Source organism: uncultured Ramlibacter sp., from assembly GCF_936925435.1.
Classification (GTDB): domain Bacteria; phylum Pseudomonadota; class Gammaproteobacteria; order Burkholderiales; family Burkholderiaceae_C; genus Ramlibacter.
This window is the reverse complement of record NZ_CAKZHQ010000012.1, coordinates 36,896-60,824: the sequence shown is the minus strand read 5'-3', so window position 1 is coordinate 60,824 and position 23,929 is coordinate 36,896. Positions and strand designations below refer to the sequence as shown.

Below are 23,929 nucleotides of genomic sequence, written 5' to 3'. Positions count from 1 at the left end.
TCTTGTACGGAAGTCGGTTAGCGGAACTGGCGCAGGAAGCGGATGTCGCCGTCAAAGAACAGGCGCAGGTCATTGACGCCGTAGCGCAGCATGGTCAGGCGGTCCGGCCCCATGCCGAAGGCAAAGCCGATGTACTTTTCCGGGTCCAGGCCCATGTTGCGCACGACAGCGGGGTGGACCTGGCCAGAGCCTGCGACCTCCAGCCAGCGACCGGCCAGCGGCCCGGTCTGGAACTGGATGTCGATCTCGGCGCTGGGCTCGGTGAAGGGAAAGAAGCTGGGACGAAAGCGCAGGGCCAGGTCGTCGCTTTCGAAGAAAGTCCGGCAGAAGTCGGTGAACACGACCTTCAGGTCCTTGAAGCTCACGTTCTCCCCCAGCCACAGGCCTTCGCACTGGTGGAACATGGGCGAGTGGGTGGCATCGCTGTCGACCCGGTAAGTCCGGCCCGGCGCAATGACGCGGATCTCGGGCATGGGCTTGCCCGAAGCGGCGTGCTTCTTGATGTGCGCATGGGCATAGCGCACCTGCATCGGACTGGTGTGCGGCCGCAGGTTGTAGGGGATGCCGTCTTCGCCGTTGATGTCGACGTAGAAGGTGTCCTGCATCGATCGCGCAGGATGGTTGGGAGGATTGTTCAGTGAAGTGAAGCTGTGCCAGTCACTCTCGATCTCGGGGCCGTCGGCGACATCGAAGCCCATGCTGGCAAAAATCTGCTCGATGCGCTCCATGGTGAGGCTGACGGGGTGCAGGCCACCGGGCTCGCGCACGCGACCCGGCAGGCTGACGTCCAGCGCCTCCGCTTTGAGCTGGGTTTGCAGTTCGGCATCGGCAAGGGCCTGGCGGCGGTCATTGAGAGCCGCCTCGATCGCCTGCTTGGCCAGATTGATGGCGGCGCCACGGCTCTTTTTTTCATCCACGCTCAGCGCGGCCATGCCCTTCATCAGTTCCGTGATGCGGCCGGCCTTGCCGGTGAATTGCGCTTTGGCATTTTCCAGATCCGCAGGCGTGCTTGCCTGGGAAAAGGCGTGGCGGGCACTGTCGACGATGGAATCGAGCTCGTTCATACAACCATTCAGAAAGAAAAAGGGCTAGCGCCTTTGCAAGCCCTAGCCCTTGTTTCGTTTGTGCGGGTTACCGCCCTTGGGCGGCAACTCACCGTGAACTCAAGCAGCCAGCTTGGCCTTGACCTGCTCCACGATGCCGGCAAAGGCGGCCTTGTCATGCACGGCGATATCGGCCAGGACCTTGCGGTCGATCTCGATGCCGGCCTTGCGGATGCCGTTGGCGAACTGGCTGTACGTCAGGCCGCATTCACGGGCCGCCGCATTGATACGGGCGATCCACAACTGGCGGAAGACGCGCTTCTTGGTACGGCGGTCACGGTAGGCATATTGCCCGGCCTTCATCACCGCTTCTTTGGCGATGCGGAAGACATTGCCGCGGCGACCGCGGAAACCCTTGGCGAGGGCGAGAACCTTTTTGTGGCGGGCGCGAGCCGTTACACCACGTTTGACGCGAGGCATGTGATTACTCCTTGTTCGTCGGTGTTAAATGCCACGGCCGGGCAGCATGGCGGCCATCGAAACCATGTTGGTCTCGTGAACCGCAACTGCACCACGCAGGTGACGCTTGTTCTTGGTGGTCTTCTTGGTCAGGATGTGACGCTTGAAGGCCTGGCCTCGCTTGACGGTGCCGCCTGGACGAACTCGGAAGCGCTTCTTGGCGCTGCTCTTGGTCTTCATTTTGGGCATGTGAATGCTCCTTCTTGGTTGTGCTCGTGAGGCGCCGCGAACCTTCCGCGGACTTGTTGGCCCCGAGCCACTTTTTTTGCAGGAAGTCCTGGGACTTCCTGCTGCCATCCCCTGCCGGCGACCAGCCGTCAGGCGAGGATTCTTCAGGCAGATGCCGCTTGCGAGGCTTCTGCCGCGGGCTTCACAGCCACTTTTTTCTTGCCCGGCGCGATCATCATGATCATCTGCCGGCCTTCCAGCTTGGGGTACTGCTCCACGAGGATCAGGTCTGCCAATTCGTCACGGATGCGGTTGAGCAGCGCCATGCCGATTTCCTGGTGCGTGATCTCGCGCCCCCGGAAGCGCAGCGTGATCTTGCATTTGTCGCCTTCGGCCAGGAAGCGCCGGATATTGCGCATCTTGATGTTGTAGTCACCGTCGTCGGTGCCCGGCCGGAATTTGACTTCCTTGATTTCGATGACCGTCTGCTTGGCCTTCGCTTCCGCTGCCTTCTTCTGTTCCTGGTACTTGAACTTGCCGTAGTCCATCAAACGGCACACCGGTGGGATGGCCGTGGCGGCAATTTCAACCAAGTCCACATCCAGCTCGCCTGCCATTCGCAGCGCCTCAGCTAGGCTGACGATGCCCAAGGGCTCGTTTTCAGGCCCCGAGAGGCGGACTTCCGGGGCCATGATTTCCCGGTTCAGGCGGTGCTTGCGTTCCTCGCGGTGGCGGCGGTCGCGAAATTCAGTAGCGATGGTCTCGATCCTTCAAACAAGTTTGCTACGAAAAATGTAGCGTCACTGGCACAGTGGGCGCGGGCAAGAGCGTCATTTATTCAAAAATCAGCTTTTGTTCTGGATGTCCTGCGCGATTCTTTCGGAGAACGCAGCGAGGGACATCACACCGAGATCCTGGTTGCCTCGGGCGCGCACTGCGACAGCACCTGCTGCCATCTCCTTGTCGCCCACGACCAGGATGTACGGCAGCTTTTGCATCGAATGCTCGCGTATTTTATACGTAATTTTCTCGTTGCGCAGGTCCAAATCGACCCTAAGCCCTTGATTTTGCAGTGTTTTGGCCACTTCCCGGGCGTAATCGGCCTGGGAATCGGTGATGTTGAGCACCTGGACCTGCACTGGCGCCAGCCAGGCCGGCAGGGCGCCGGAGTGGTGCTCGATCAGCATGCCGATGAAGCGCTCCAGGCTGCCGACGATTGCCCGGTGCAGCATCACGGGGTGGGCGCGGCCACTGGTATCGGTCACGTATTCGCCACCCAGACGTTCGGCCGTATTGAAGTCGACCTGCATGGTGCCGCACTGCCACTGCCGGCCGATCGCGTCGCGCAGCGTGTATTCGATCTTCGGGCCGTAGAAGGCACCGTCACCCGGCGAGATGATGAAATCCACGCCCGAGCGGCGCAGCGCCTCCATCACGGCGAACTCGGCCTTGTCCCACAGCTCGTCGGAGCCGACGCGGTTTTCCGGCCGCGTCGCCACCTTGTAGAGGATGTCGGTGAAACCGAAATCCTTGTAGACCTTCTGCAGTTGCGCCGTGTAGTTGACGCACTCCTCCAGGATGTGGTCCTCGGTGCAGAAGACGTGACCGTCGTCCTGGGTGAAACCGCGCACCCGCATGATGCCGTGCAGCGCGCCGCTGGGCTCGTTGCGGTGGCATTGACCGAACTCGCCGTAGCGCAGCGGCAGGTCGCGGTAGCTGCGCAACGCGGACTTGAAGATCAGCACATGGCCCGGGCAATTCATCGGCTTGAGCGCATATTCGCGCTTCTCCGACTCGGTCGTGAACATGTTGTCGCGGTAGTTCTGCCAGTGGCCGGTTTTCTCCCACAGGCTCTTGTCCAGGATCTGCGGCCCCTTGACCTCCTGGTAGCCCGTGTCCTTGTAGACGCCGCGCATGTACTGCTCGACCACCTGCCAGACGGCCCAGCCCTTGGGATGCCAGAACACGACGCCCGGTGCCACATCGTCGATGTGGAACAGGTCCAGTTCGCGGCCCAGGCGCCGGTGGTCTCGCTTTTCCGCCTCCTCGATGCGCTTGACGTAGGCTTCCAGGTCCTTCTTGTCGGCCCAGGCCGTGCCGTAGATACGCTGCAGCTGCTCGTTCTTGGCGTCGCCGCGCCAGTAGGCGCCGGCCAGCTTGGTCAGCTTGAACACCTTGAGGAAGCGTGTGTTCGGCACGTGGGGGCCGCGGCACATGTCCACGTACTCCTGGTGGTAGTACAGGCCCATGGCCTTTTCATCGGGCATGTCCTCGACCAGGCGCAGCTTGTAGTCCTCGCCGCGCGCCTGGAACACCTTGACCACCTCGTCGCGCGGCGTCATCTTCTTGACGACGTCGTAATCCTGGGCGATCAGCTCCTTCATGCGCTGCTCGATGGCGGCCATGTCATCGGGCGTGAAGGGCCGCTCGTAGGCGATGTCGTAATAGAAGCCCTCCTCGATCACGGGCCCGATCACCATCTTGGCCGTGGGATAGAGCTGCTTGACGGCATGGCCGACCAGGTGGGCGGTGGAGTGGCGGATGATCTCCACCCCTTCGGCGTCCTTGGGCGTGATGATTTGCAGCTTGGCGTCGTGGTCGATGACATCACTGGCGTCCACCAGACGGCCGTCCACCTTGCCGGCGACGGTCATCTTGGCCAGGCCGGGGCCGATGGACTGGGCCACTTCGGCCACCGAGACCGGGCCGGGGAATTCGCGTCGGGAATTGTCGGGAAGCGTGATCTGGATCATGGGAAAAGTCTGGCTGAAAAACAAAAAAGCGCGGTCGGCGGCCGCGCTTTGTCTGGAATCGTGAACGAGATCTCAGGGCACGCGACGATCGACCCTCAACGGGCCGTGGAACCTTCCGGTGGAGTTCGCGGTGTCATAACCAGGGTGCCTTTCTCGCTCTTGTGGCCCTGCCCTCGGCAGGCTATGCCCGCATTTTAGCCTGCGGGGAGGAAGCCCGTCCCGCCGCAGCGTGGGCAGGACGTGATGACGGTCTGCTTTTCGACCTCGAAATGCTCGTTGATGTTCTCGCTGTCGATGCGCAGCTCGCCGCTGCCGGCGCAGTCGGAGCAGCGCGCCAGCTTGAGCTTGCTGACATCGAAGACCCCGGTTTTCTCGCTGGCTCCGGTCATGGCGCGTTTCCCGTGATTTGTAACAGGGCCAACTCTACGACGAAACGCCCAAACGGCAAACCCCGCGCCGTTGCCGGTGCGGGGCCTGTTGCCAGGCCTTGCGGCCTGGGTGGATTGAGCGCGACAGGTCCTCAGGCGGCCTTCTTCTCGTCGAAGAACTGGTCGTCTTCGGTCGAGCCCTTGAGTGCAGCGGTCGATGCGTTGGCTTCGATGGTCGTAGTGACGGCGTCGAAGTAGCCGGTTCCCACTTCGCGCTGGTGCTTGACCGCGGTGAAACCGCGCTCGGCAGCGGCGAACTCGGCTTCCTGCAGTTCCACGAAGGCCGACATGTTGTTGCGGGCGTAGCCGTACGACAGGTTGAACATCGAGTAGTTCAGGCTGTGGAAGCCTGCCAGCGTGATGAACTGGAACTTGTAGCCCATGGCGCCCAGCTCGCGCTGGAACTTGGCAATGGTGGCGTCGTCCAGGTTCTTCTTCCAGTTGAAGGACGGCGAGCAGTTGTAGGCCAGCAGCTTGCCGGGGAACTTGGCGTGGATGGCATCGGCGTACTGCTTGGCGAAGGCCAGGTCCGGCGTGCCGGTTTCGCACCAGATCAGGTCGGCCACCTCGGCGTAGGCCAGGCCGCGGCTGACGGCCTGATCGAAGCCGGCCTTGGTGCGGTAGAAGCCTTCGACCGTGCGCTCGCCGGTCAGGAAGGGTTGGTCGATCGGATCCACGTCGGTGGTCACCAGGTCGGCGGCTTCGGCGTCGGTGCGCGCCAGCAGGATGGTGCTCGTGCCCATCACGTCGGCCGCCAGGCGGGCGGCCACCAGCTTGGACACGGCGTCACGGGTGGGAACCAGCACCTTGCCACCCATATGGCCGCATTTCTTCACCGAGGCCAGCTGGTCCTCGAAATGGACGCCGGCGGCGCCGGCCTCGATCATGGACTTCATCAGCTCGAAGGCATTGAGCACGCCGCCAAACCCGGCTTCGGCATCGGCCACGATGGGCTGGAAGTAGTCGATGTAGCCGGCGTCGCCGGGGCCCTTGCCTTCGCTCCACTGGATCTGGTCGGCGCGGGCAAAGGTGTTGTTGACCTTCTTGACGACCTTGGGCACCGAGTCCACCGAGTACAGCGACTGGTCGGGGTACATCTCGCCATTGGTGTTGGCGTCGCCTGCCACCTGCCAGCCGGACAGGTAGATGCCCTTGAGGCCGGCCTTGACCTGCTGCAGGGCCTGGTTGCCCGTCAGCGCGCCCAGGGTGTTGACGAAGGGCTCGCTGTTGATGGAGTTCCACAGTTTGTCGGCGCCGCGCTGGGCGATGGTGTGCTCGATCTGCAGCGAACCGCGCAGCTTGACCACGTCGGCGGCGCTGTAGCCGCGCCGGATGCCCTTCCAGCGCGGGTTCTCGGCCCAATCCTTTTCGAGCTGTGCAATCTGTTGTTCGCGGGTCAGGTGGGTCCAGGATGTCATGGGTTCACTCCAAGTGGTTGAAACGGGTTGGCGATGGAGGAACTTTAAGTCTTATAGAAGACTTTGAAAACATCTTATGTCTTATAGAAGATATATTTTTAACTGTTTAAAATCAACAGCTTACATATACATTTTCTCAATGCGGTAAATTGTTTCTTGTATTGAGAAATTTTTGCGCAGCGCAGCATACTGATTTACCGCATTGCAAAAACACTATGGCGTGCCGTGAAAAAGGATCCAGTCGCCATGGCCGATGCGCTCGCGTCCCCGCACCCGGTCGGGATTGATCTCGTACACCAGGCAGCGCAGCTGCCTGCCCTGGACATCGATGTCCAGCTCGCGCTTGAAGTACTCGCTGTCGGGACCGGCCTCGATCTGTTCGATGCCATCGAGCACCGCCTCCAGCGCCGGACCGATCTCATACACCTCGCCGACCACGGTGATCGCGTCCTCCCCGCCCAGCGTCAGGCCCGGATACCAGTCGACGTGGTAGAGCACACCCCGCACCGCTCCCATGCCGACATAGCGCGGTGCGGGGCGCAGCAGGTTGATGTCGTTGCTCCCGCGCTTGCGCAAGGTGCCGTAGACAAAGACGCGGCGGGCGGCGGGGGGAGTCTGGGCTTCGGGCATGATCCGGCGTTTTCCAAACTCCCATTTTGCAATGCCCCCCGCCGCCAACAGGCTGTTTGCCTGCGCCTGCCTTGCCCTGAGCATGTCCCTGGTCGGCAGCTATGTGGCCCTGTCCAAGCCGCTGGTCGCCGCCATCCCGGTCTTCCTGCTGGCCTGGCTGCGCTTTGGCATCGGCGGCCTGGCCATGCTGCACTGGCTGCGCAAGCCTGCCAACGAGCCGCCGCTGACAGGCCAGACCAGGAGGCTGCTGTTCCTGGAATCCTTCCTGGGCAACTTCCTGTTCTCCATCTGCATGCTGTTCGGCGTCAGCATGACCAGCGCGGTGTCTGCCGGCGTGATCATGGCCGCCATCCCCGCAGTGGTCGCGCTGCTGAGCCGGGCCTTCCTGGGTGAGCGCATCGCGCCACGCGTCTGGGGCGCGATCGGCTGCGCCGCCGCCGGCATCAGCCTCCTGGCACTGTCGCGGCCGGCCCATACAGAAGGAGCGGCTGCCGCCTCCCAGTGGCTGGGCAACCTGCTGGTCTTCGGCGCCGTGCTGTGCGAGGCCGCTTATGCGGTGATCGGCAAGAAGCTCACCGGCGCGCTAGGGCCCAAGCGCATCACCTCGCTGATCAACCTGTGGGGCTTCGTGCTGGTGACGCCACTGGGCGCCTGGATGGCCTGGGACTTCGACTTTGGCGCGGTCCAGGCCGGCACCTGGCTGCTGCTGCTGTTTTACTCGCTGGCCGCCAGCGTCTGGACCGTGTGGCTGTGGATGACGGGCCTCAAGCGCGTGCCGGCGTCGCAAGCCGGCGTCTTCACCGTGATGCTGCCGGTCTCGGCCGCCCTGGTCGGCGTGCTGGTGCTGGGCGAGAGCCTCAGCGGCATCCAGCTCTTGGCCTTCGCGTCCGCGCTGGCGGGCGTGCTGCTGGCGACCCTGCCCTCCCGACCAGAGCCCTGACGCCGGCCATTACCTGCCGGTGACCTTGCGGATGGTGGGCTTGATGTTCTCCCGCCGCGCCGGCAGCACGGTGGCGTTCTCGCGCGCCGCATTGAGCACGATGCAGGTCGAGGTTTCGGTCAGGATGCAGAACTTGGTGACCACGGCGTCCAGGTGGCCGACGTCGATCACCGCGATCTCCAGCACCCAGCTGTCCTCGCCGGTGACGTTCCAGGCATTGATCACTTCGGGCGTCTGCTCCACCAGCTTGACCACCCGCGCGTATTCGGCGCGGCCGACCCGCACGATGGCGCGGATGCCGTAACCCAGCTGCTGGAAATCCACCACCGCCCGGTAGCCCTTGATCACTCCGTTGAGTTCCAGCTTGCGCACCCGCTCGGTGACCGCCGGCTGGCTCAGGTGCACGCGCCGCCCCAGTTCGGCCATGCTGATGCGCGCGTCGCGCTGCAACTCGGCCAGGATGCGGCTGTCGTAGACGTCCATTTCGGAAACTTCGGTCGGCATGGGTTTTTACCTTCGATTTCAAGGTCAATGTACGGGACAGACCTTGAATCATCCATGGATCGGCGGCCAGCGGCAACCTAGGATTGCTCCATGTCCAGCGCCACCCTCACCCCCTCCGCCGCGCCGCGCCAGCCCGCCCTGCTGCTGCCCGCCCTGCTCGCCTGCTACCTCGTCTGGGGTTCGACCTACCTGGCGATCCGCTACGCCCTGGTCAGCCTGCCGCCGTTTTTCCAGATGGGCACGCGCTTCCTGGCCGCCGGCGGCCTGCTGATGGCCTGGCTGCTGCTGCGCGGCGGCGCCCTGCCCACACTGCGCGAATGGCGCAACGCCCTGGTGGTGGGCACGCTGATGCTGGGCGGCGGCATGGGCCTGGTGGCCAGCGCCGAGCAACACATCGGCTCGGGCCTGATTGCGGCCTTCATCGCCGTCGTGCCCATGCTGGTCTGCGCCTGGGGGCTGCTGTTCGGCCAGCGGCCCAGCCGGCTGGAGCTGGCCGGCATGGCGGTCGGCCTGATGGGCGTGCTGCTGCTGGTGCGCGGCGCCAGTTTCTCGGCGGCGCCAATGGGCATCGCCTGCATTGCCGGCGCCACCACGGCCTGGTCGCTGGGCTCGGTGCTGTCCACCACGCGAACGCCGCTGGCCGCCGGCGCGGCTGGCTTTGCCAGCGAAATGTTGTGCGGTGGCGCGGTGTTGATGCTGCTTTCTCTCGCACTGGGTGAGCAGCCGGCCTGGCCGCCGCAGCCCGCCGCCGCAGCGGCCTGGGCCTACCTGGTGGTGTTCGGCTCGCTGATCGCCTTCAGCGCCTACCTCTACCTGCTGGCCCACGCCACGCCCGCGATGGCCACCAGCTACGCCTTCGTCAACCCGGTGATCGCGCTGCTGCTGGGCGTGTTTTTCGCGCAGGAGGTGGTCACGCACGGCGAGTGGCTGGCCTGCGGCGTGATCCTGCTTGGCGTGGTGTTGATCTTCAGAGGGAAAACGGCCTGAAAAGCGCGACAGAAAAAACAACAATCTCCAGTGAAAAAAGCCATTTTCCGCTTGGAAACGCGTTTTTTCTCCAGTAGCATCCGCAGTGCCAGAGAGAGCGCAAGCTCTCGAAGGTGATTAATCAACTTCTAGAAGGAAAATCAATCATGGCAACTGCGAAAAAAGCTGCGAAGAAGGTGCCTGCCAAAAAGGCCCCCGCAAAGAAGGCCGCTCCGGCCAAGAAGGTCGTAGCCAAGAAGGCTGCTCCTGCAAAGAAGGCCGCTCCGGCCAAGAAGGTCGTGGCCAAGAAGGCTGCTCCTGCAAAGAAGGCTGCTCCGGCCAAGAAGGTCGCCGCCAAGAAGGCTGCTCCTGCAAAGAAGCGCACTCCCAACGCCGCCTTCATGAAGGCCCTGACCCCCAGCCCCGCTCTGGCTGCTGTGGTGGGTTCGGCTCCGCTGCCCCGCACCGAAGTGGTCAGCAAGCTGTGGGCTTACATCAAGAAGAACAAGCTGCAGGACAGCGTCAACAAGCGCATGGTCAACGCCGATGCCAAGCTCAAGGAAATCTTCGGCAAGGCCCAGGTTTCCATGTTCGAAATGGCCGGCCTGATCGGCAAGCACGTCAAGTAAGCAGCCCCTGCTTCTCGACACAAGGGCCACGCAAGTGGCCCTTTTTGTTTTCGCCAAGGGCCGCTCACGCGGCCCTGTTCACTTCTGCTTCTTCAGCGCAGTTTCGGTGATGCCGCTGAGCGTGCCGCGCGTGGTGATCACCTCGGGATCGAGCACCACCTCAATCAGCGTGCCCTGCTTGCGCTCCAGCGCGGCGACGAAGGCGGGCTCAAACTCAGCGGTGCGCGTGATGCGCACGCCCTCGTAGCCGTAGGCCTTGGCCAGCGCGACGAAGTCGGGATTGCTCAATTGCGAGCCACTCACATGCGTCGGGTACTCGCGCTCCTGGTGCATGCGGATGGTGCCGTACATGCCGTTGTTCAGCAGCACGACGATGCTCTTGGCGCCATGCTGCACGGCGGTCGCCAGCTCCTGGCCGTTCATCAGAAAGTCGCCGTCGCCGGCGATGGTGAAAGCGGTGCGCCCGGTCAGGATGTTGGCGGCAATGCCTGCCGGCACACCATAGCCCATGGAGCCGACGGTGGGCGCGAGCTGGGTCTTGTGGCCCTTGGCCAGGCCGTGGTGCTTGAAGAAGCGATGCACCCAGCTGGCGAAGTTGCCCGCGCCGTTGGTCAGCACCGCATCCTCGGGCAGGTGCTTCTTCAGAATGCCCACGATGGCGGGCATGTCGATGTCGCCGGGCAGCGCCTGCGGCGCCATGTTGGCTTCGTAGTCGGCGTGCGCGGCCTCGGACCACGCAGCCCAGGGCAGCTCGGTCGGTGCCGTCAGCACCTCCAGCGAGCGGGCCGCCGCGTTCATTGTGGCGTTGATCGCCAGGTCGGCGTGGTAGACCCGGTTGAGCTCTTCGGCGCTGGCGTGGATGTGGACCAGCTTTTGCACCGGCTTGGGCGCCTGCAGCAAGGTGTAGCCGTTGGTGGTCATCTCGCCCAGGCGTGGCCCGATGGCGATGATGAGGTCGCTCTCCTTCACGCGCGCCGCCAGCTTGGGGTTGATGCCGATGCCCACGTCGCCCGCATACAGCGGGTGGTGGTTGTCGAAAGTGTCCTGGAAGCGGAAGGCGTTGCCCACCGGCAGCTTCCAGTTCTCGGCGAATCGCTGCAGGGCCTGGGCCGACTGCGGCGTCCAGCCGCTGCCGCCGGCGATGACCAAGGGTTTCTTCGAGGCCAGCAGCATCTCGCGCAGGGTGCGCAGCGCGCCGGGGTCGCTCCAGGCCTGCACCGCCTCCACCCGCGGCAGCGGCCGCGCTTTGACCTCGCGCGTGAGCATGTCCTCGGGCAGCACCAGCACCACCGGGCCAGGGCGGCCATTCATGGCGGTGGCGAAGGCCCGCGCCACGTACTCGGGGATGCGCTCGGCCTCGTCGATGCGCTCGACCCGCTTGGCCATGCCCTTGGTGCTGGGGCCGAAGAAGACGCTGTAGTCCACCTCCTGGAAGGCCTCGCGGTCGCGCTGGTCGCTGGCGACGTCGCCGACAAACAGCACCATGGGTGTGGAATCCTGGAAGGCGGTGTGCACGCCGATCGAAGCGTTGGTGGCGCCTGGCCCGCGCGTCACGAAGCAGATGCCCGGACGGCCGCTGAGCTTGCCCGCGGCCTCGGCCATGTAGGCCGCGCCGCCTTCCTGGCGGTTGATGATGAAGCGGATCTGGTCGGCGTAGGCATGGAAGCCGTCGAGCACCGCCAGATAGCTCTCGCCCGGCACGCCGAAGGCATGGGTCACGCCCTGGGCCACCAGGCATTCGACGAGGAGGTGGCCGGCGATCTGGGTCTGTGTGGCTTGCGGCATAGGCTTGACTTTATTAACCGTTCAGTGAATTATCGAGCCATGACAAGAGACAACGCAGCGCCCGTTGAAGAGCGCCAGCGCGACGCCGACCGCTCGCAGGCCATCATCTTAGCGGCCGCGCGCGATGAGTTCGCCGAGTACGGCCTGGGCGGCGCACGCATGGACCGCATCGCCGAACGCGCCGGCCTGAACAAGCGGCTGATCTACTACTACTTCGAGGACAAGGAGAAGCTGTTCCAGGCTGCGCTGGAACAGGCCTACCGCGACATCCGCGCCGAGGAGCAGCAGCTCAAGCTGCTCGACCTCAAGCCCGCCGAGGCGCTGCGCAAGCTGGTGGAATTCACCTGGGACTACTACCTGCAGCACCCCGAGTTCCTCACCATGCTCAACAGCGCCAACCTGCACAGGGCGCGCCATATCCAGGGCTCGCAGCAGGCCCGCGAAATGAACTCGCCGCTGATCGAAATGCTGGCCCAGCTCCTGGAGCGCGGCCGCAAGGACGGGAGCTTCCGCGGCGGCGTCGACCCGCTGCAACTGTACGTCTCGATCGCCGGCCTGTCGTACTTCTACCTGTCCAACAACCACACCCTGTCGGCCATCTTCGGCCGCGACCTCATGAGCGCCAAGTCCAGGCATGAACGCCTGAACCACATGGTCGACGTGATCCTAGGGTATGTCCTGATCAATTGAGCGCCAGTGCGGGCCCGCAAGGGCTTGCGGCGGAAAAGCCGCGCCCTATAATTCACCAATCAGTTAATTAAACCAAGCAACCTTCACAGGAGACAAGCATGCAACTGACCCGCCGCGCCCTTGCCATCACCGTCGCCACCCTGGCCATCGCCGCCCCCTTGGCCGTCAGTGCCCAGTCCGGCTACCCGAACAAGCCGATCCGCGTGATCGTGCCCTTCGCCGCGGGCAGCACCACCGACATCATTGCCCGCGCCATCGCCGACAAGATGGGCCAGAGCATGGGCCAGACCCTGGTGATCGACAACCGCGGCGGCGCCAGCGGCACCATCGGCCAGCAGGCTGTGGCCTCGGCTGCGCCGGACGGCTACACCATCATGGTTCACAGCTCCTCGCACACCGTCAGCCCCTCGACGTTTGCCAAGCTGCCCTTCGACACCGAGAAGGACTTCGTCGGTGTGACGCCGATCTCCAGCACGCCCAATGTGCTGGTGATGTCGCCGTCCAAGAACATCAAGACCCTGCAGGAACTGCTGGCCGCCGCCCGCGCCAAGCCCGGCAGCATGAACTTCGCCTCCGCCGGCCAGGGCAGCGCCACCCACCTGAACGCCGAGAAGTTCAAGCTGGCCGCCAAGATCGAAGCCACCAACATCCCGTTCAAGGGCTCGGCCGAGGCCGTGACCGAGGTGATGGCCGGCCGCGTCGACTACTACTTCAGCCCGATCGCCCCGGTGATCGGCCAGATCAAGAACGGCCAGCTGGTGGCCCTGGCCGTGGGCTCGCCCAAGCGCGCCAGCGCCCTGCCCCAGGTGCCCACCACGGCCGAGGCCGGCGTGCCCGGCTCGGAGTTCAACTTCTGGATCGGCATGATGGCGCCCGCCAAAACACCGCGCGACATCGTCAACCGCCTGCAGGACGAAGTAGTCAAGGCCCTGGCCACGCCGGAAGTCAAGGAACGCTTTGCCACCCTGGGCGCCGACGCCTGGACGCTCAAGCCCGAAGCTTTCGATGCCTACATCAAGGACGAGATCAAGACCAATGCCGTGCTGGTGAAAGCCGCAGGCCTTGAGGTTCAGAAATAACGACGGGTCAACCGGCCTGAAGGCCGGAATTTTTACAAGGAAGTAATTTATGCCCACCCAACGACTTGGAATCATCATGCACGGCGTCACCGGACGCATGGGCATGAACCAGCATCTGATCCGCTCCATCGTCGCCATCCGCAACCAGGGCGGCGTGACGCTGTCCAACGGCGACAAGGTCATGCCCGACCCCATCCTGATCGGCCGCAATGCCGAGAAGATGGAAGCCCTGGCCAAGCAGTGGAAAATCGAGCGCTGGGGCACGGACCTGGACAAGGCCCTGGCCAACAAGGACGACAGCGTCTTCTTCGACGCCGGCACCACGCAGATGCGCCCTACGCTGCTGGCCAAGGCGATCCGCGCCGGCAAGCATGTCTATTGCGAAAAGCCCATCGCCACCAATCTCAATGAGGCAGTGGAGATCGCCCGCCTGGCCGAAAAGTCCGGCCTCAAGCACGGCGCGGTGCAGGACAAGCTCTTCCTGCCCGGCCTGCGCAAGCTCGACATGCTGCGCCGCGCGGGCTTCTTCGGCCGCATGCTCAGCGTGCGCCTGGAGTTCGGCTACTGGGTGTTCGAGGGCGACCTGCAGCCCATCCAGCGCCCCAGCTGGAACTACCGCACGGAAGACGGCGGCGGCATGATCCTGGACATGATGTGCCACTGGCGCTACGTGCTGGACAACCTGTTCGGCGAGGTGAAGTCCGTCTCCTGCATTGGTGCGACCCACATTCCCGAGCGCTGGGACGAGGCCGGCAAGCCCTACAAGGCCACGGCCGATGACGCCGCCTATGCCACGGCCGAACTGACCGGCCACAACGGCGAGCCCGTCATCGCGCAGCTGAACATGTCCTGGGCCACCCGCGTGAACCGCGAAGACCTGGTCACCTTCCACGTCGACGGCACGCACGGCTCTGCGGTTGCCGGCCTGAGCTCCTGCAAGGCGCAGTCGCGTGTCAACACGCCGCGCCCCGTCTGGAATCCGGACGAGAAGCAGACCATGAACTTCACCGAGCAATGGCAGGAAGTGCCGGACACCCAGGTCTACGACAACGGCTTCAAGATCCAGTGGGAAGCCTTCATCCGCCATGTGGTGGAGAACGAGCCCTACCGCTGGACCCTGCCCGAAGGCGCCAAGGGCGTGCAACTGGTCGAAGCCGCTCTGGAAAGCTGGAAGGAACGGCGCTGGGTGGATGTTCCTGCGCTCCAGATTTGATAGCACCCCAGGTCCATTTCCCGGGGGCTAGAGGCCAATCCAGCCCCCAAAAAAGCCCCAAACAGCCATGACACTGACCTTGCAACTCCCCAGCGCCGGCGGCGTCCTCGAAACCTACCGCCTGCGCGGCACGCAGCCCGTGCAGCCCGCCAAGGGCGCGAAGTTCAACCGCATCGCCTACTCCGCCGCCCACGTGGTGGCCGATCCGCTGGCCGCCATCGACCCCTGGCTGCAGTGCGCGGTCGACTGGGACGCGACCATCGCTTACCGGCAACGCCTGTGGTCGCTGGGCCTGGGCGTGGCCGAGGCCATGGACACGGCGCAACGCGGCATGGGTCTGGACTGGCCGACCTCGCTGGAGCTGATCCGCCGCTCGCTGGACGCCGCCAAGGATGTGCCGGGTGCGCTGGTGGCATCGGGCTGCGGCACGGACCACCTGGTGCTGGAGAACGTCAAGACCGTCGATGAAGTCATCGCCGGCTACGAGGAGCAGATGGCTGCCATCGAGAAACTGGGCGGCAAGCTGATCGTCATGGCCAGCCGCGCCCTGGCCCGCGTGGCCAAGAGTCCAGCCGACTACGAGCGCGTCTACGACCGCATCCTCTCGCAAGCCAAGCAGCCCGTGGTGTTGCACTGGCTGGGCGACATGTTCGATCCGGCGCTCGCCGGCTACTGGGGCACCAAGGATGTGGACGCGGCGATGGACACGGCTTTGGCCATCATCGCCGCCCATCCGGACAAGGTCGACGGCATCAAGATCTCGCTGCTGGACAAGGACAAGGAAATCGCCATGCGCCGGCGCCTGGCCCCGGGCGTGCGCATGTACACCGGCGACGACTTCAACTACGCCGAGCTGATCGCCGGCGACGGCTTCGGCGCTGAGCCCATGCACGGCAAGAGCGACGCCCTGCTGGGCATCTTCGACGCCATTGCGCCGGCCGCCAGCGCCGCGCTGGGCGAGCTGGCCCAGGGCAACCTCGACAAGTTCCACGCCATCCTGGGCCCGACGGTGCCGCTGTCGCGCCACATCTTTGCCGCACCCACGCGCTTTTACAAGACCGGCGTGGTCTTCATGGCCTGGCTCAATGGCCACCAGAAGCACTTCACCATGGTCGGCGGCCAGCAGAGCACGCGCTCCCTGGTGCACTTCGCCGAACTGTTCCGCCTGGCCGATGCGGCCAACCTGCTGGAACAGCCGGAACTGGCGCTGCGCCGCATGAAAACGCTGCTGACCCTCCACGGCGTGCACAATTGAGCTCTTCCACACGCTAAAGCGAAGGGAACCAAGCCCATGCGCGATTTTTCGCAGGACCACCGCTGGCTGTCCATCAACACGGCCACCATCCGCAAAAGCAAGGGCGTCGAGCTGCCCTTGCCACAGATCATCGAGGCCTGCGTGGAGCGTGATATCCGCGCCATCTCGCCCTGGCGCGACCAGGTGGCGGCCGCCGGCCTGCCCCTGATCTCGCGCCTGGTCAAGCAGCACGGCCTGGAGCTCTCGGGCTACTGCCGCGGCGGCATGTTCACAGCCACTGACGCGGGGGGCTTGCAGGCCGCGCACGACGACAACCGCCGCGCTGTCGACGAGGCGCGCGAGCTCAATGCCAAGTGCCTGGTGCTGGTGGTGGGCGCCCTGCCCGGCGCGCTGGCCGGCAAGGCCGCGCACAAAAACCTGGCCCTGGCGCGCGACCAGGTGACGGACGGCATCGCACAGCTGCTGGAGTACGCCCGGTCAGCCGAAATGCCGCTGGCCATCGAACCCTTGCACCCCATGTACGCCGCCGACCGCGCCTGCATCAACACCATGGAGCAGGCGCTGGACGTCTGCGACGACCTCGATCCGGGCAAGACCGGCGCCCTGGGCGTGGCGGTGGACGTCTACCACGTGTGGTGGGACCCCAAGCTGCAGGCGCAGATCGAACGCGCCGGCAAAGAGCGCCTGCTGGCCTTCCACGTCTGCGACTGGCTCACGCCCACCACCGACATGCTCAACGACCGCGGCATGATGGGCGACGGCGTCATCTACATCCCGCAGATCCGCCGCTGGGTCGAAGCTCAGGGCTTTGCCGGCTACAGCGAGGTCGAGATCTTCTCCGCCGCCAACTGGTGGCAGCAGGAGCATGGCGAGACGCTGGACACCTGCATCCAGCGCCACCGCAGCGCGGTTTGAACAAGGCCCCGTCGGGGCCTTTTGCTTCAGCCCGCCGAGGTGTGCACCTGCAAGCCAGGGCGCACGCCGGCGGCTATCAGCGGACGCTGCACCGCGGTGCCGAACTCGATCTCGCCCGAGAGCTGGCCGCCCTCCTCGATCACCACCTTGCCGTAGCGGATGCGGCCCGTGACCTTGCCGGTCGCATAGATCACCAGCTTCTGGCGCACCGTGAGAGTGCCGTCGAACTCGCCGCGGATCTCGGCGATGTCGATCTCGGCCGAGCCCTTGAAGGCGCCGCGTTCGGAGATCTGGATCACGCGCGAGTCCATGGTCGCCTCCACCGAGCCTTCCACCACCAGCGTGTCGCAGTCGGTGATCTCCACGCCCTTCAACTTGATGTTGGGACCGACGGTGAGCTTGCTCTCGCCACCGTCGCGGACCGGTGCCGCCGGCGTGCCGCTGCCCGCGGCGGCGGGGGTTGTGGACGCCGCGGCAGGCTGCGCGCCCGTCGCGGGTGCCAGGCCCAGCGCCTGCGCGTTCGGGTTGTTGCCGTGCCGTTGCGCATACGGATCTTCCTTCTTGTTGTTGTTATTGAAAAACGGAGATTGCAGTGCCATGGAAGATGCCCTCGGAGTGGTGTGGAAAGAGTTGCCGATGCTACGGACGAGGCGCATTACATGTTCACCGTGTGACGCAAGTTAGGTAACGAAGTACGTTGCGGCGTACCGACGCCGTGCCGTGCACCACGCGGCTTTTTTGCGGACCTTTGTCAATCGATGTTGCGTCCTGACGCAACGCGGCGCACGATGGCGGTGTCCGCATTCGAGGGGATCGTCCATGGCACGCCGCAATCACACAGCCTTCGCGCTCTGGCTCGCCCTGCTGTGCGCACCATTGGCCGGCAACGCGCAGGCGGCCGATGCCTTCGACACCGGGCCGGCCAACCTGATGGCGGTGCTGCGCGAGTCGGCCGGCGCCAACAAGCAGGACGAGTCGCTGCAGCCTTACGGCAAGCTGCGCGCCACCATGCCCGACGGACGCGCCATCGAGCTGGAGACCAGCTGGTTCCACTACCTGGGCGACATGCACATCCGGCTGGTGTTCGACGGCCCGCAAAGCATGCAGAGCGCCTCACCCGAAGACCTGCAGCGGCTGCGGCTCGAACCGCAACAGGCCTTGCAGCTGGCCATCGCCAACATGCGCCGTGTCTATGGCACGCCGGCGGCCCAGCCCTGGAGCGGCGGCCTGATGCAGGTGCAAGGCGGCGCGCCGGACTTGAACAGCAGCTACTTCCTGGACCGCGACTTCTGGCAGGAGCAGCTGCGCCAGCACCCGCAAGGCCTGGTGGCTGCGGTGCCGCGGCGTGGCGGCCTGGTCTACGCGCCGGCCGACGATGACGACGCCGTGGCCAGCCTGCGCTTTTCCGCCACCGCCCTGTACGCCGGCGCCGCACGCAGCCGGGTGTCCTCAGCGCTGTACCTGTTCAAGGATGGCCACTGGTCGGTGTTCCAGCCGCCCATGGCGCCTTAGCGCCAGCTTGTTGTCCTCGCGGTAGGCGATTCGCTCAGGGCGCGATCTTCATCCGGCCCGCCACGCTGAAGCGGCCGCCGCCGTGGGGCGTCAGCACCACCATCTCCGCCGTCGCCGGCGACACGCCGGTCAGCGCCGCGATGGTGGAGCCGTGCGAAACCATCACCGTGTTGCCCTGCGCCTGCCGTGCGCCCACCAAGGGCTTGAGTTGCGCCACCTGCTGCGCCTGCCGCTCGGGCCGGCCGAACAGATTGCCCAGCGCCGGAGAGACGGTGGCCTCCCTGCCGAAAGCCAGGCGCGCCGTCTCGGTGCAGCGGCACCAGGGGCTGGACAGCAGCTGGCCCACCAGGATCCCGCGGCTGCGCCAGGCCTGGCCCAGGGCACGCGCTTCGGCCCGGCCTTCGTCATTGAGGTTGCGCTGGCTGGCGCAGTCGTCCAGTGACATGCCCTCGGGGTCGCCCACGCCCGGTGTGGTCAGGCCGTGGCGCAGCAGGACCACCTGGCCGCCGCCCTTGAGCAGGGCCCACAGCGCCTCGTCGGCCACGGCCTGGCCGCAGGCCAGCGCAGCCAGCAAGGCCATGACGCGGAAAAACGAATGCAGCATGCGGACCTCCATGGGGCTCGCACCATGCTACCCGCCCTGGCGGCGGATCAGTAGGATGCGCTGTAGCGCAGGCCGCGATGGCGCAGCACCGCGGTGCGCGGCCGGATCTGCTCGAGCACCAGGCCTGGCGCCAGCTCGGCGCCTTCGTTGACCACCTGGCCGTTGACCACCAGCATGCGCTGCGCCGGATTGTCGGAATAGACACCGCCGCTGATCGCCAGCTTGGGCACATCGCCAGGCAACTGGCTGGCCGGCAGAAGTTGTTCGGCTGCAGCCGGCGCAGCGGCTGCGGCTGCAGCCGGCGCAGCGGCTGCGGCTGCGGCCGAGGCTGCAGCCGCGGACGCGGCAGGCCGCGGCGCCGAAGCGGCCCGGGCCACGCGTGCCGGCGCAGGGGCCGCTGCAATAGGCGCAGCTGCAGCCGGCGGCGCCGCAGGCAGTACCGCCGAAGCCACCACCGCGGGCGCAGCGGCCACGGGCGCTGCGGCGGGCGCTGGCGCCGGCTGCGGCAACACGCGCACGCCCGGCGCCACCGTCACCGGCTGCGGCTTCATCAGCTGCCAGGCCGCCAGGGCCAGCGACACGGCGGCCACGGCGGCGACGCCCCATAGCCAGGGCGCAATCGCACCGGCCACCGGCGGGTCGGCCCGCGGCGTTGTCGCGCCCTGGGCATGGATGCCGCGCGCCGGATCGCGCTCGCGCTGGGCATCGGCCTTCTTGAGCGCATCGAGGATGTAGGACATGGAGCTTTGGCGTCAGGAGCCGGCGCGCAGGCGCGGCTCGTCCACGCCGGCAGCGCGGTTGAGTTGCATGAAGGTCATGGGGCCGAGCTGGCCGTCGGCGGGCAGGCCCTGGGCCAGCTGGAAGGCCCGCACCTGGGCCTTCATCGCCGCATCCAGCACCGGCCGCTCCGGCGGCGGCGTGCCGCCGGCCTGGGCCAGGCGCTGCGCCACCCACTGCACGGTGGGGCCACCCTGGCCATCGGCAACACGGCCGGCATAGCCCGGCGGCGGCCGCCACAAGGTGGCGTAGTCGCCCTGCCAGCGAGCCGCCAGCGCGCTGAGCGTGACGGTCTGCTCGCTGTCGCCGGCGCGCAAGGTGGCGCTGTCGGGCCCCAGGGCCGTCAACAAGGCATAGGAAGCCTGGCCGCTGGCGGCGTCCAGGGTCAGGATGCCTGGCCGGTCCAGCTGGCGGATCAGCGCCAGGCTGGTGGCACGGGAGAAGCACTGGATCTGCGCCGGCGGCAGGATCTCGCAGGGATCGCCCACCACCGGCGCGAACTTCCAGGCCTGGGCCAGCTCGCGCCAGGCCTGGTCCTCGTCGCGCAGCAGGGCCGGCTTGGGCGCCGGCGGTGTGGCGGCCGCCGCCGGGGTGGCAGAAGCGGCCGCAACGGCAGCAGCAGGCGTGGGCGCTGCGGCGACGGGCGCCTTGGCGGCGGGGTCCGCCTGTGCCAGCAGCCGACCCAGCAGCACAAAGCAGGCGGCCACCGCCACGCTCAGACCCAGCACGGCCAGGCTGCGCTGCCACAGCGGCAGCGCGCGCGCCGGCGGGTCGAAGACCTCGCCGGCCGCCTTGTCGACGATGGCGCGCGTGACCACAGCCTGGCTACCGGCAAAGGCGCCCAGCAGGGCCCGGTCGCACAGCAGATTGATGCGCCGCGGCACGCCGCGCGAGAGCTGGTGGATGCGGTGCAGCGCCTTGCGGTCGAACGGCAGCGCGCCGATGCGCCCGGAGACCTCCAGCCGGTGCGCGATGTACTGTGCCGTCTCGGCCTCGCTCAGCGCGTCCAGGTGGTAGCGTGCGATCACCCGCTGGGCCAGTTGCTCCAGCTCGGGGCGTTGCAGCATGGTGCGCAGCTCGGGCTGGCCGATCAGGATGATCTGCAGCAGCTTGCGCTCGCTGGTCTCCAGGTTGGTCAGCAGGCGCAGCTGCTCGAGCACCTCGGCCGACAGGTTCTGCGCCTCGTCGATGATCAACACGTTGTTGAGGCCCTGGCCGTGGGCATGCAGCAGGAAGCCGTTGAGCGGATCGAGATAGTCCTTGACGGTGGGCGCCAGGTCCTTGGGCGGCAAGGCGATATGGAACTCGTCGCAGACCGATTGCAGCAGCTCGGTCACCGTCAGCTTGGGATTGAAGATGTAGGCGACATTGCAGTTGGCCGGCACCTGCTCCAGGAACAGCCGGCACACCGTGGTCTTGCCGGTGCCGATCTCGCCGGTGAGCAGCACGAAGCCGCCCCCGCCGCCCAGGCCATACAGCAGGTGGGCCAGCGCCTCCCGGTGCCGCTCGCTCATGAACAGCAGGCGAGGATCGGGTGCGATCGAGAACGGCTCGCGGTTCAGGCCGAAGAATGGCGCATACATGGGCGCCAAGGATACAGTGGCGCCGCGCCGCGGCTGTTCAGGCGGCGGTCACCGCCACCGTGCGGCGCACCTTGCGCACCTTGAAGGCGCTGGCCACCAGCAGGCCCTGGGCCAGCACCAGGCCCAGCCACACGCCCTGGTAGTGCTGATGGTCCATCAGGCTGCCAAAGACCAGCGGCGCGCAGGCCTGGCCGATGTCCAGCCCCGAGTAGACGATGCCATAGACCCGGCCGGTGGCGTTCTCGGGTGTGGACTTCTTGACCAGCAGGTCGCGCGACGGCCCGGAGATGCCGGTGGCAAAGCCCATCACGCCAAACAGCGCCGGCACCGCCAGGCCCGGCACGGGCGCGAAGCCGATGCACAGGGCCACCGCTGCAGCCACGCCAAAGCCGATGCCCACCACACGCTCGCAGCGCGCCGGGTCGGAGGCCAGGAAGCCGCCGAACACCATGCCGCCGGCGCTGAAGACCATGTAGACCGTCAGGCACATCGCGGCCAGCGCCACCGGCGTGCCGTGCAGCTGGCGCGCCGCCTCCGGTGCAAAGGCCTGGACCACGCTGATGATCACCGCGTACAGGAAGAAGAAGACAAAGCACATCCAGACCGCCGGCACACGCAGGAACTCGAATGTGCCCTCGGCGGCGGCCTGTTTGCCGCTTGCCTGTTGCGGCGCGGCGGCCGGCAGGTCCAGCTTGCTGCGGTTGGCGACCAGCACGGCCAGCACGATGAAGGCCAGCGTGCCGGCGCCCATCAGCGCCACGCGCCAGGAAAAGGCGATGGCCAGGGGCACGACCACCACCGGCGCCAGCGCCCAGCCCAGGCTGCCGGTGATGCCGTGGAAGCTGTAGGCATGGCCCAGGCGCGGCGGGCTCACCTTGCGGTTGATCAAGGTGTAGTCCACCGGGTGGAAGACGCCGTTGCCTATGCCTGCCAGCGCCGAGAAGCCGGCCATCATCGCGTAGCTGCTGCTGGCGGCAAAACCGAAGGCCGCCGCGCCCAGCAGGGCCAGACCGCCGAACAGGATGGGCCGCGGGCCGTATTTGTCGACCAGGAAGCCCGAGCTGGCCTGCACGGCGCAGGAGACCACGAAGAAGATGGTCATCAGAAAGCCCAGCTCGGTGTAGCTGGCGTCGAAGGCGTCCTTGAGCCAGGGGAACAGCGGCGCCAGCAACAGCTGGCTGAAATGGCTGATCATGTGGGCCAGGCCGACCAGGCCGATGACGCCGGCGTCCTGGCGCAGCGGCACGGCGGCCATTGCGTTCGCGGTGGTGGTGCTCATGGGCCCAGTATCGCGGGCCGCGGACTTTCTGAAATGCGACGGAACGACAGCTTCATGCTGTTTTCGGCCACGCGCCCTAGAATCCATCCATGCAGCGTCCGCGCAAGCACACCATCGCGGTCGGCGACGACCTGCACCCCTACCAGCCCAGCGCGCGCCGGCCGGTGCGGGTGCGGGCCCGCAGCATGCAGGCCGACAGCCACTTCGAGCCGCACAGCCATGCCTGGTCGCAGCTGGCCTACTGCGCCACCGGCATCGTCCAGGTCACCAGCGAGCAGCGCGGCCGCGACGAAGCGACCTACATCGTGCCGCCGTCGCGCGCGGTCTGGATCGCGCCGGGTGCGCGCCATTCGGTCCACGTGCTGGAGGCGGCGCAATTTCGCACGCTCTACATCGACGCCTCGGTCACGCCGCCGGACTGGGACGGCTGCCGCGTGATCGTGGTGTCGGCCCTGTTGCGCGAGCTGATCGGCGCGCTGGACGCGGTGACCGCGCCGGGCGAGCGCGAGGACATGCTGACGCGGCTGGTGCTCGACGAGATCGCCCGCGCCGACCCGCAGGCCCTGGGCGTGCCCATGCCGGCCCTGCAAGGCGGCGACAAGCGCCTGCGCGCGCTGTGCGAGGCGGTGCTGGCCACCCCCTCGCAGCGCGCCACCCTGGCCGCCTGGGCGGGCGACTTCGGCGCCAGCGAGCGCACCATGGCGCGATTGTTCAAAAGCGAACTGGGTCTGAGCTACCAGCAATGGCGCCAGCAGGCGGTGCTGGCCCATGCCCTGCCCATGCTGGCGCGCGGCCTGCCCGTCAGCCATGTGGCCGCTGCCAGCGGCTACGCCAGCGACAGCGCCTTCAGCGCCATGTTCAAGGCCGCCATGGGCCAGCCGCCACGCGCTTTCTTGGGCAAAATCAGCCTCTAGCCCCCGTGTATTGGACCTGGGTAGCTATCAAAACAGGAGCTATCGCGGCCCGATGACGAGGTCGCCCGCCGGATACGCCACGCAGGGCAGGATCCAGCCCTCGGCTTTTTCCTCGGCCAGCAGGCCGGGCCATTCGATCTTGTAGCTGACACTGCCGGACACCAGCTGCTGCCGGCAGGTGCGGCAGGTCCCGTTGCGGCACGAGCTGGGCAGGGCCAGGCCGGCGGCCTCGGCCGCGGCCAGCAGGGTCTGGTCTGCAAGTGCGGCGAAAGTGGTACCCGAGGGCTGCAGGCGGATGCGGTAGGCGTGGCTCACGCGGCCATGG

Annotated in this window: 26 protein-coding genes; 10 read left to right on the top strand and 16 right to left on the bottom strand. The window is 66.2% G+C overall.

The window, feature by feature from the left end; translation table 11 throughout:
- Positions 1-17 precede the first annotated feature (17 nt).
- The 8 genes from pheS to Q0632_RS07645 form a co-directional block, all read right to left on the bottom strand.
- On the bottom strand, positions 18-1,064 hold the full coding sequence (gene pheS / locus Q0632_RS07680; RefSeq protein WP_298926719.1) for a phenylalanine--tRNA ligase subunit alpha: 1,047 nt from the start codon (positions 1,062-1,064) through the stop codon (positions 18-20).
- Between the two features lie 99 nt (positions 1,065-1,163).
- Positions 1,164-1,523 (bottom strand): 50S ribosomal protein L20, encoded by a 360-nt coding sequence (rplT, locus tag Q0632_RS07675; protein ID WP_141511532.1) that lies wholly within the window; start codon positions 1,521-1,523, stop codon positions 1,164-1,166.
- A gap of 24 nt (positions 1,524-1,547) precedes the next feature.
- Positions 1,548-1,751: a 50S ribosomal protein L35 gene (gene rpmI / locus Q0632_RS07670; protein ID WP_298926708.1), complete on the bottom strand. Its 204-nt coding sequence runs from the start codon at positions 1,749-1,751 to the stop codon at positions 1,548-1,550.
- A 143-nt stretch (positions 1,752-1,894) separates the two neighbouring features.
- Positions 1,895-2,497 carry a translation initiation factor IF-3 gene (infC, locus tag Q0632_RS07665; protein ID WP_298926765.1) on the bottom strand — a complete coding sequence of 201 codons (603 nt, stop codon included), beginning with the start codon at positions 2,495-2,497 and terminating at the stop codon, positions 1,895-1,897.
- 78 nt (positions 2,498-2,575) lie between these two features.
- Positions 2,576-4,483, bottom strand: coding sequence for a threonine--tRNA ligase (gene thrS / locus Q0632_RS07660; RefSeq protein WP_298926702.1), 1,908 nt, complete (start codon positions 4,481-4,483; stop codon positions 2,576-2,578).
- Positions 4,484-4,677: 194 nt separating this feature from the next.
- Positions 4,678-4,872 (bottom strand): hypothetical protein, encoded by a 195-nt coding sequence (locus Q0632_RS07655; protein ID WP_298926697.1) that lies wholly within the window; start codon positions 4,870-4,872, stop codon positions 4,678-4,680.
- 131 nt (positions 4,873-5,003) lie between these two features.
- Positions 5,004-6,311, bottom strand: a complete 1,308-nt coding sequence (aceA, locus tag Q0632_RS07650) for an isocitrate lyase (protein ID WP_298926762.1) — start codon at positions 6,309-6,311, stop codon at positions 5,004-5,006.
- A 231-nt stretch (positions 6,312-6,542) separates the two neighbouring features.
- Entirely contained in the window at positions 6,543-6,959 is a 417-nt protein-coding gene (locus tag Q0632_RS07645) for a gamma-glutamylcyclotransferase (RefSeq protein ID WP_298926694.1), read from the bottom strand.
- 31 nt (positions 6,960-6,990) lie between these two features.
- Here Q0632_RS07645 and Q0632_RS07640 point away from each other — a divergent pair, with 31 nt between their 5' ends.
- On the top strand, positions 6,991-7,899 hold the full coding sequence (locus Q0632_RS07640; protein WP_298926691.1) for a DMT family transporter: 909 nt from the start codon (positions 6,991-6,993) through the stop codon (positions 7,897-7,899).
- A 9-nt stretch (positions 7,900-7,908) separates the two neighbouring features.
- Here the strand turns inward: Q0632_RS07640 and Q0632_RS07635 are convergent, their stop codons facing one another.
- Positions 7,909-8,403 carry an Lrp/AsnC family transcriptional regulator gene (locus Q0632_RS07635; protein WP_298926688.1) on the bottom strand — a complete coding sequence of 165 codons (495 nt, stop codon included), beginning with the start codon at positions 8,401-8,403 and terminating at the stop codon, positions 7,909-7,911.
- A gap of 90 nt (positions 8,404-8,493) precedes the next feature.
- Here Q0632_RS07635 and yedA point away from each other — a divergent pair, with 90 nt between their 5' ends.
- Together yedA and Q0632_RS07625 are read left to right on the top strand one after the other, a co-directional pair.
- On the top strand, positions 8,494-9,390 hold the full coding sequence (gene yedA / locus Q0632_RS07630; protein WP_298926685.1) for a drug/metabolite exporter YedA: 897 nt from the start codon (positions 8,494-8,496) through the stop codon (positions 9,388-9,390).
- 146 nt (positions 9,391-9,536) lie between these two features.
- Positions 9,537-9,998, top strand: coding sequence for an SWIB/MDM2 domain-containing protein (locus tag Q0632_RS07625; protein WP_298926682.1), 462 nt, complete (start codon positions 9,537-9,539; stop codon positions 9,996-9,998).
- A gap of 78 nt (positions 9,999-10,076) precedes the next feature.
- Here Q0632_RS07625 and Q0632_RS07620 read toward each other — a convergent pair whose 3' ends face one another.
- Positions 10,077-11,783 (bottom strand): thiamine pyrophosphate-binding protein, encoded by a 1,707-nt coding sequence (locus Q0632_RS07620; RefSeq protein WP_298926679.1) that lies wholly within the window; start codon positions 11,781-11,783, stop codon positions 10,077-10,079.
- A gap of 39 nt (positions 11,784-11,822) precedes the next feature.
- On the opposite strand from Q0632_RS07620, the gene Q0632_RS07615 reads away from it, so the two are divergent.
- The 5 genes from Q0632_RS07615 (at position 11,823) to Q0632_RS07595 (ending at position 16,935) form a co-directional block, all read left to right on the top strand.
- Entirely contained in the window at positions 11,823-12,473 is a 651-nt protein-coding gene (locus Q0632_RS07615; RefSeq protein ID WP_298926676.1) for a TetR/AcrR family transcriptional regulator, read from the top strand.
- A gap of 98 nt (positions 12,474-12,571) precedes the next feature.
- Positions 12,572-13,552 (top strand): tripartite tricarboxylate transporter substrate binding protein, encoded by a 981-nt coding sequence (locus tag Q0632_RS07610; protein WP_298926673.1) that lies wholly within the window; start codon positions 12,572-12,574, stop codon positions 13,550-13,552.
- A 49-nt stretch (positions 13,553-13,601) separates the two neighbouring features.
- Positions 13,602-14,765 carry a Gfo/Idh/MocA family oxidoreductase gene (locus tag Q0632_RS07605; RefSeq protein ID WP_298926670.1) on the top strand — a complete coding sequence of 388 codons (1,164 nt, stop codon included), beginning with the start codon at positions 13,602-13,604 and terminating at the stop codon, positions 14,763-14,765.
- Between the two features lie 67 nt (positions 14,766-14,832).
- Positions 14,833-16,020, top strand: a complete 1,188-nt coding sequence (locus tag Q0632_RS07600) for a dihydrodipicolinate synthase family protein (RefSeq protein ID WP_298926667.1) — start codon at positions 14,833-14,835, stop codon at positions 16,018-16,020.
- A 36-nt stretch (positions 16,021-16,056) separates the two neighbouring features.
- A complete protein-coding gene (locus Q0632_RS07595; protein WP_298926663.1) occupies positions 16,057-16,935 on the top strand; it encodes a sugar phosphate isomerase/epimerase in 879 nt (292 codons plus the stop codon).
- A 26-nt stretch (positions 16,936-16,961) separates the two neighbouring features.
- Here the strand turns inward: Q0632_RS07595 and Q0632_RS07590 are convergent, their stop codons facing one another.
- On the bottom strand, positions 16,962-17,534 hold the full coding sequence (locus Q0632_RS07590) for a polymer-forming cytoskeletal protein (RefSeq protein ID WP_298926660.1): 573 nt from the start codon (positions 17,532-17,534) through the stop codon (positions 16,962-16,964).
- 220 nt (positions 17,535-17,754) lie between these two features.
- On the opposite strand from Q0632_RS07590, the gene Q0632_RS07585 reads away from it, so the two are divergent.
- A complete protein-coding gene (locus Q0632_RS07585; protein ID WP_298926657.1) occupies positions 17,755-18,447 on the top strand; it encodes a hypothetical protein in 693 nt (230 codons plus the stop codon).
- Positions 18,448-18,481: 34 nt separating this feature from the next.
- Here the strand turns inward: Q0632_RS07585 and Q0632_RS07580 are convergent, their stop codons facing one another.
- Genes Q0632_RS07580 through Q0632_RS07565 form a run of 4 tightly spaced genes read right to left on the bottom strand, consistent with a single transcriptional unit; the run spans position 18,482 to position 22,690 of the window.
- Complete coding sequence (locus Q0632_RS07580; protein ID WP_298926654.1) at positions 18,482-19,051, bottom strand: histidine phosphatase family protein; 570 nt, start codon at positions 19,049-19,051, stop codon at positions 18,482-18,484.
- Between the two features lie 47 nt (positions 19,052-19,098).
- A complete protein-coding gene (locus Q0632_RS07575) occupies positions 19,099-19,791 on the bottom strand; it encodes a general secretion pathway protein GspB (protein ID WP_298926652.1) in 693 nt (230 codons plus the stop codon).
- A 12-nt stretch (positions 19,792-19,803) separates the two neighbouring features.
- Positions 19,804-21,411 (bottom strand): AAA family ATPase, encoded by a 1,608-nt coding sequence (locus Q0632_RS07570; RefSeq protein WP_298926649.1) that lies wholly within the window; start codon positions 21,409-21,411, stop codon positions 19,804-19,806.
- Between the two features lie 37 nt (positions 21,412-21,448).
- Positions 21,449-22,690: an MFS transporter gene (locus Q0632_RS07565; RefSeq protein ID WP_298926646.1), complete on the bottom strand. Its 1,242-nt coding sequence runs from the start codon at positions 22,688-22,690 to the stop codon at positions 21,449-21,451.
- An 89-nt stretch (positions 22,691-22,779) separates the two neighbouring features.
- On the opposite strand from Q0632_RS07565, the gene Q0632_RS07560 reads away from it, so the two are divergent.
- On the top strand, positions 22,780-23,604 hold the full coding sequence (locus tag Q0632_RS07560) for a helix-turn-helix transcriptional regulator (RefSeq protein WP_298926642.1): 825 nt from the start codon (positions 22,780-22,782) through the stop codon (positions 23,602-23,604).
- Between the two features lie 39 nt (positions 23,605-23,643).
- Here the strand turns inward: Q0632_RS07560 and Q0632_RS07555 are convergent, their stop codons facing one another.
- Positions 23,644-23,919 (bottom strand): 2Fe-2S iron-sulfur cluster-binding protein, encoded by a 276-nt coding sequence (locus Q0632_RS07555; RefSeq protein ID WP_298926640.1) that lies wholly within the window; start codon positions 23,917-23,919, stop codon positions 23,644-23,646.
- Positions 23,920-23,929 lie beyond the last annotated feature (10 nt).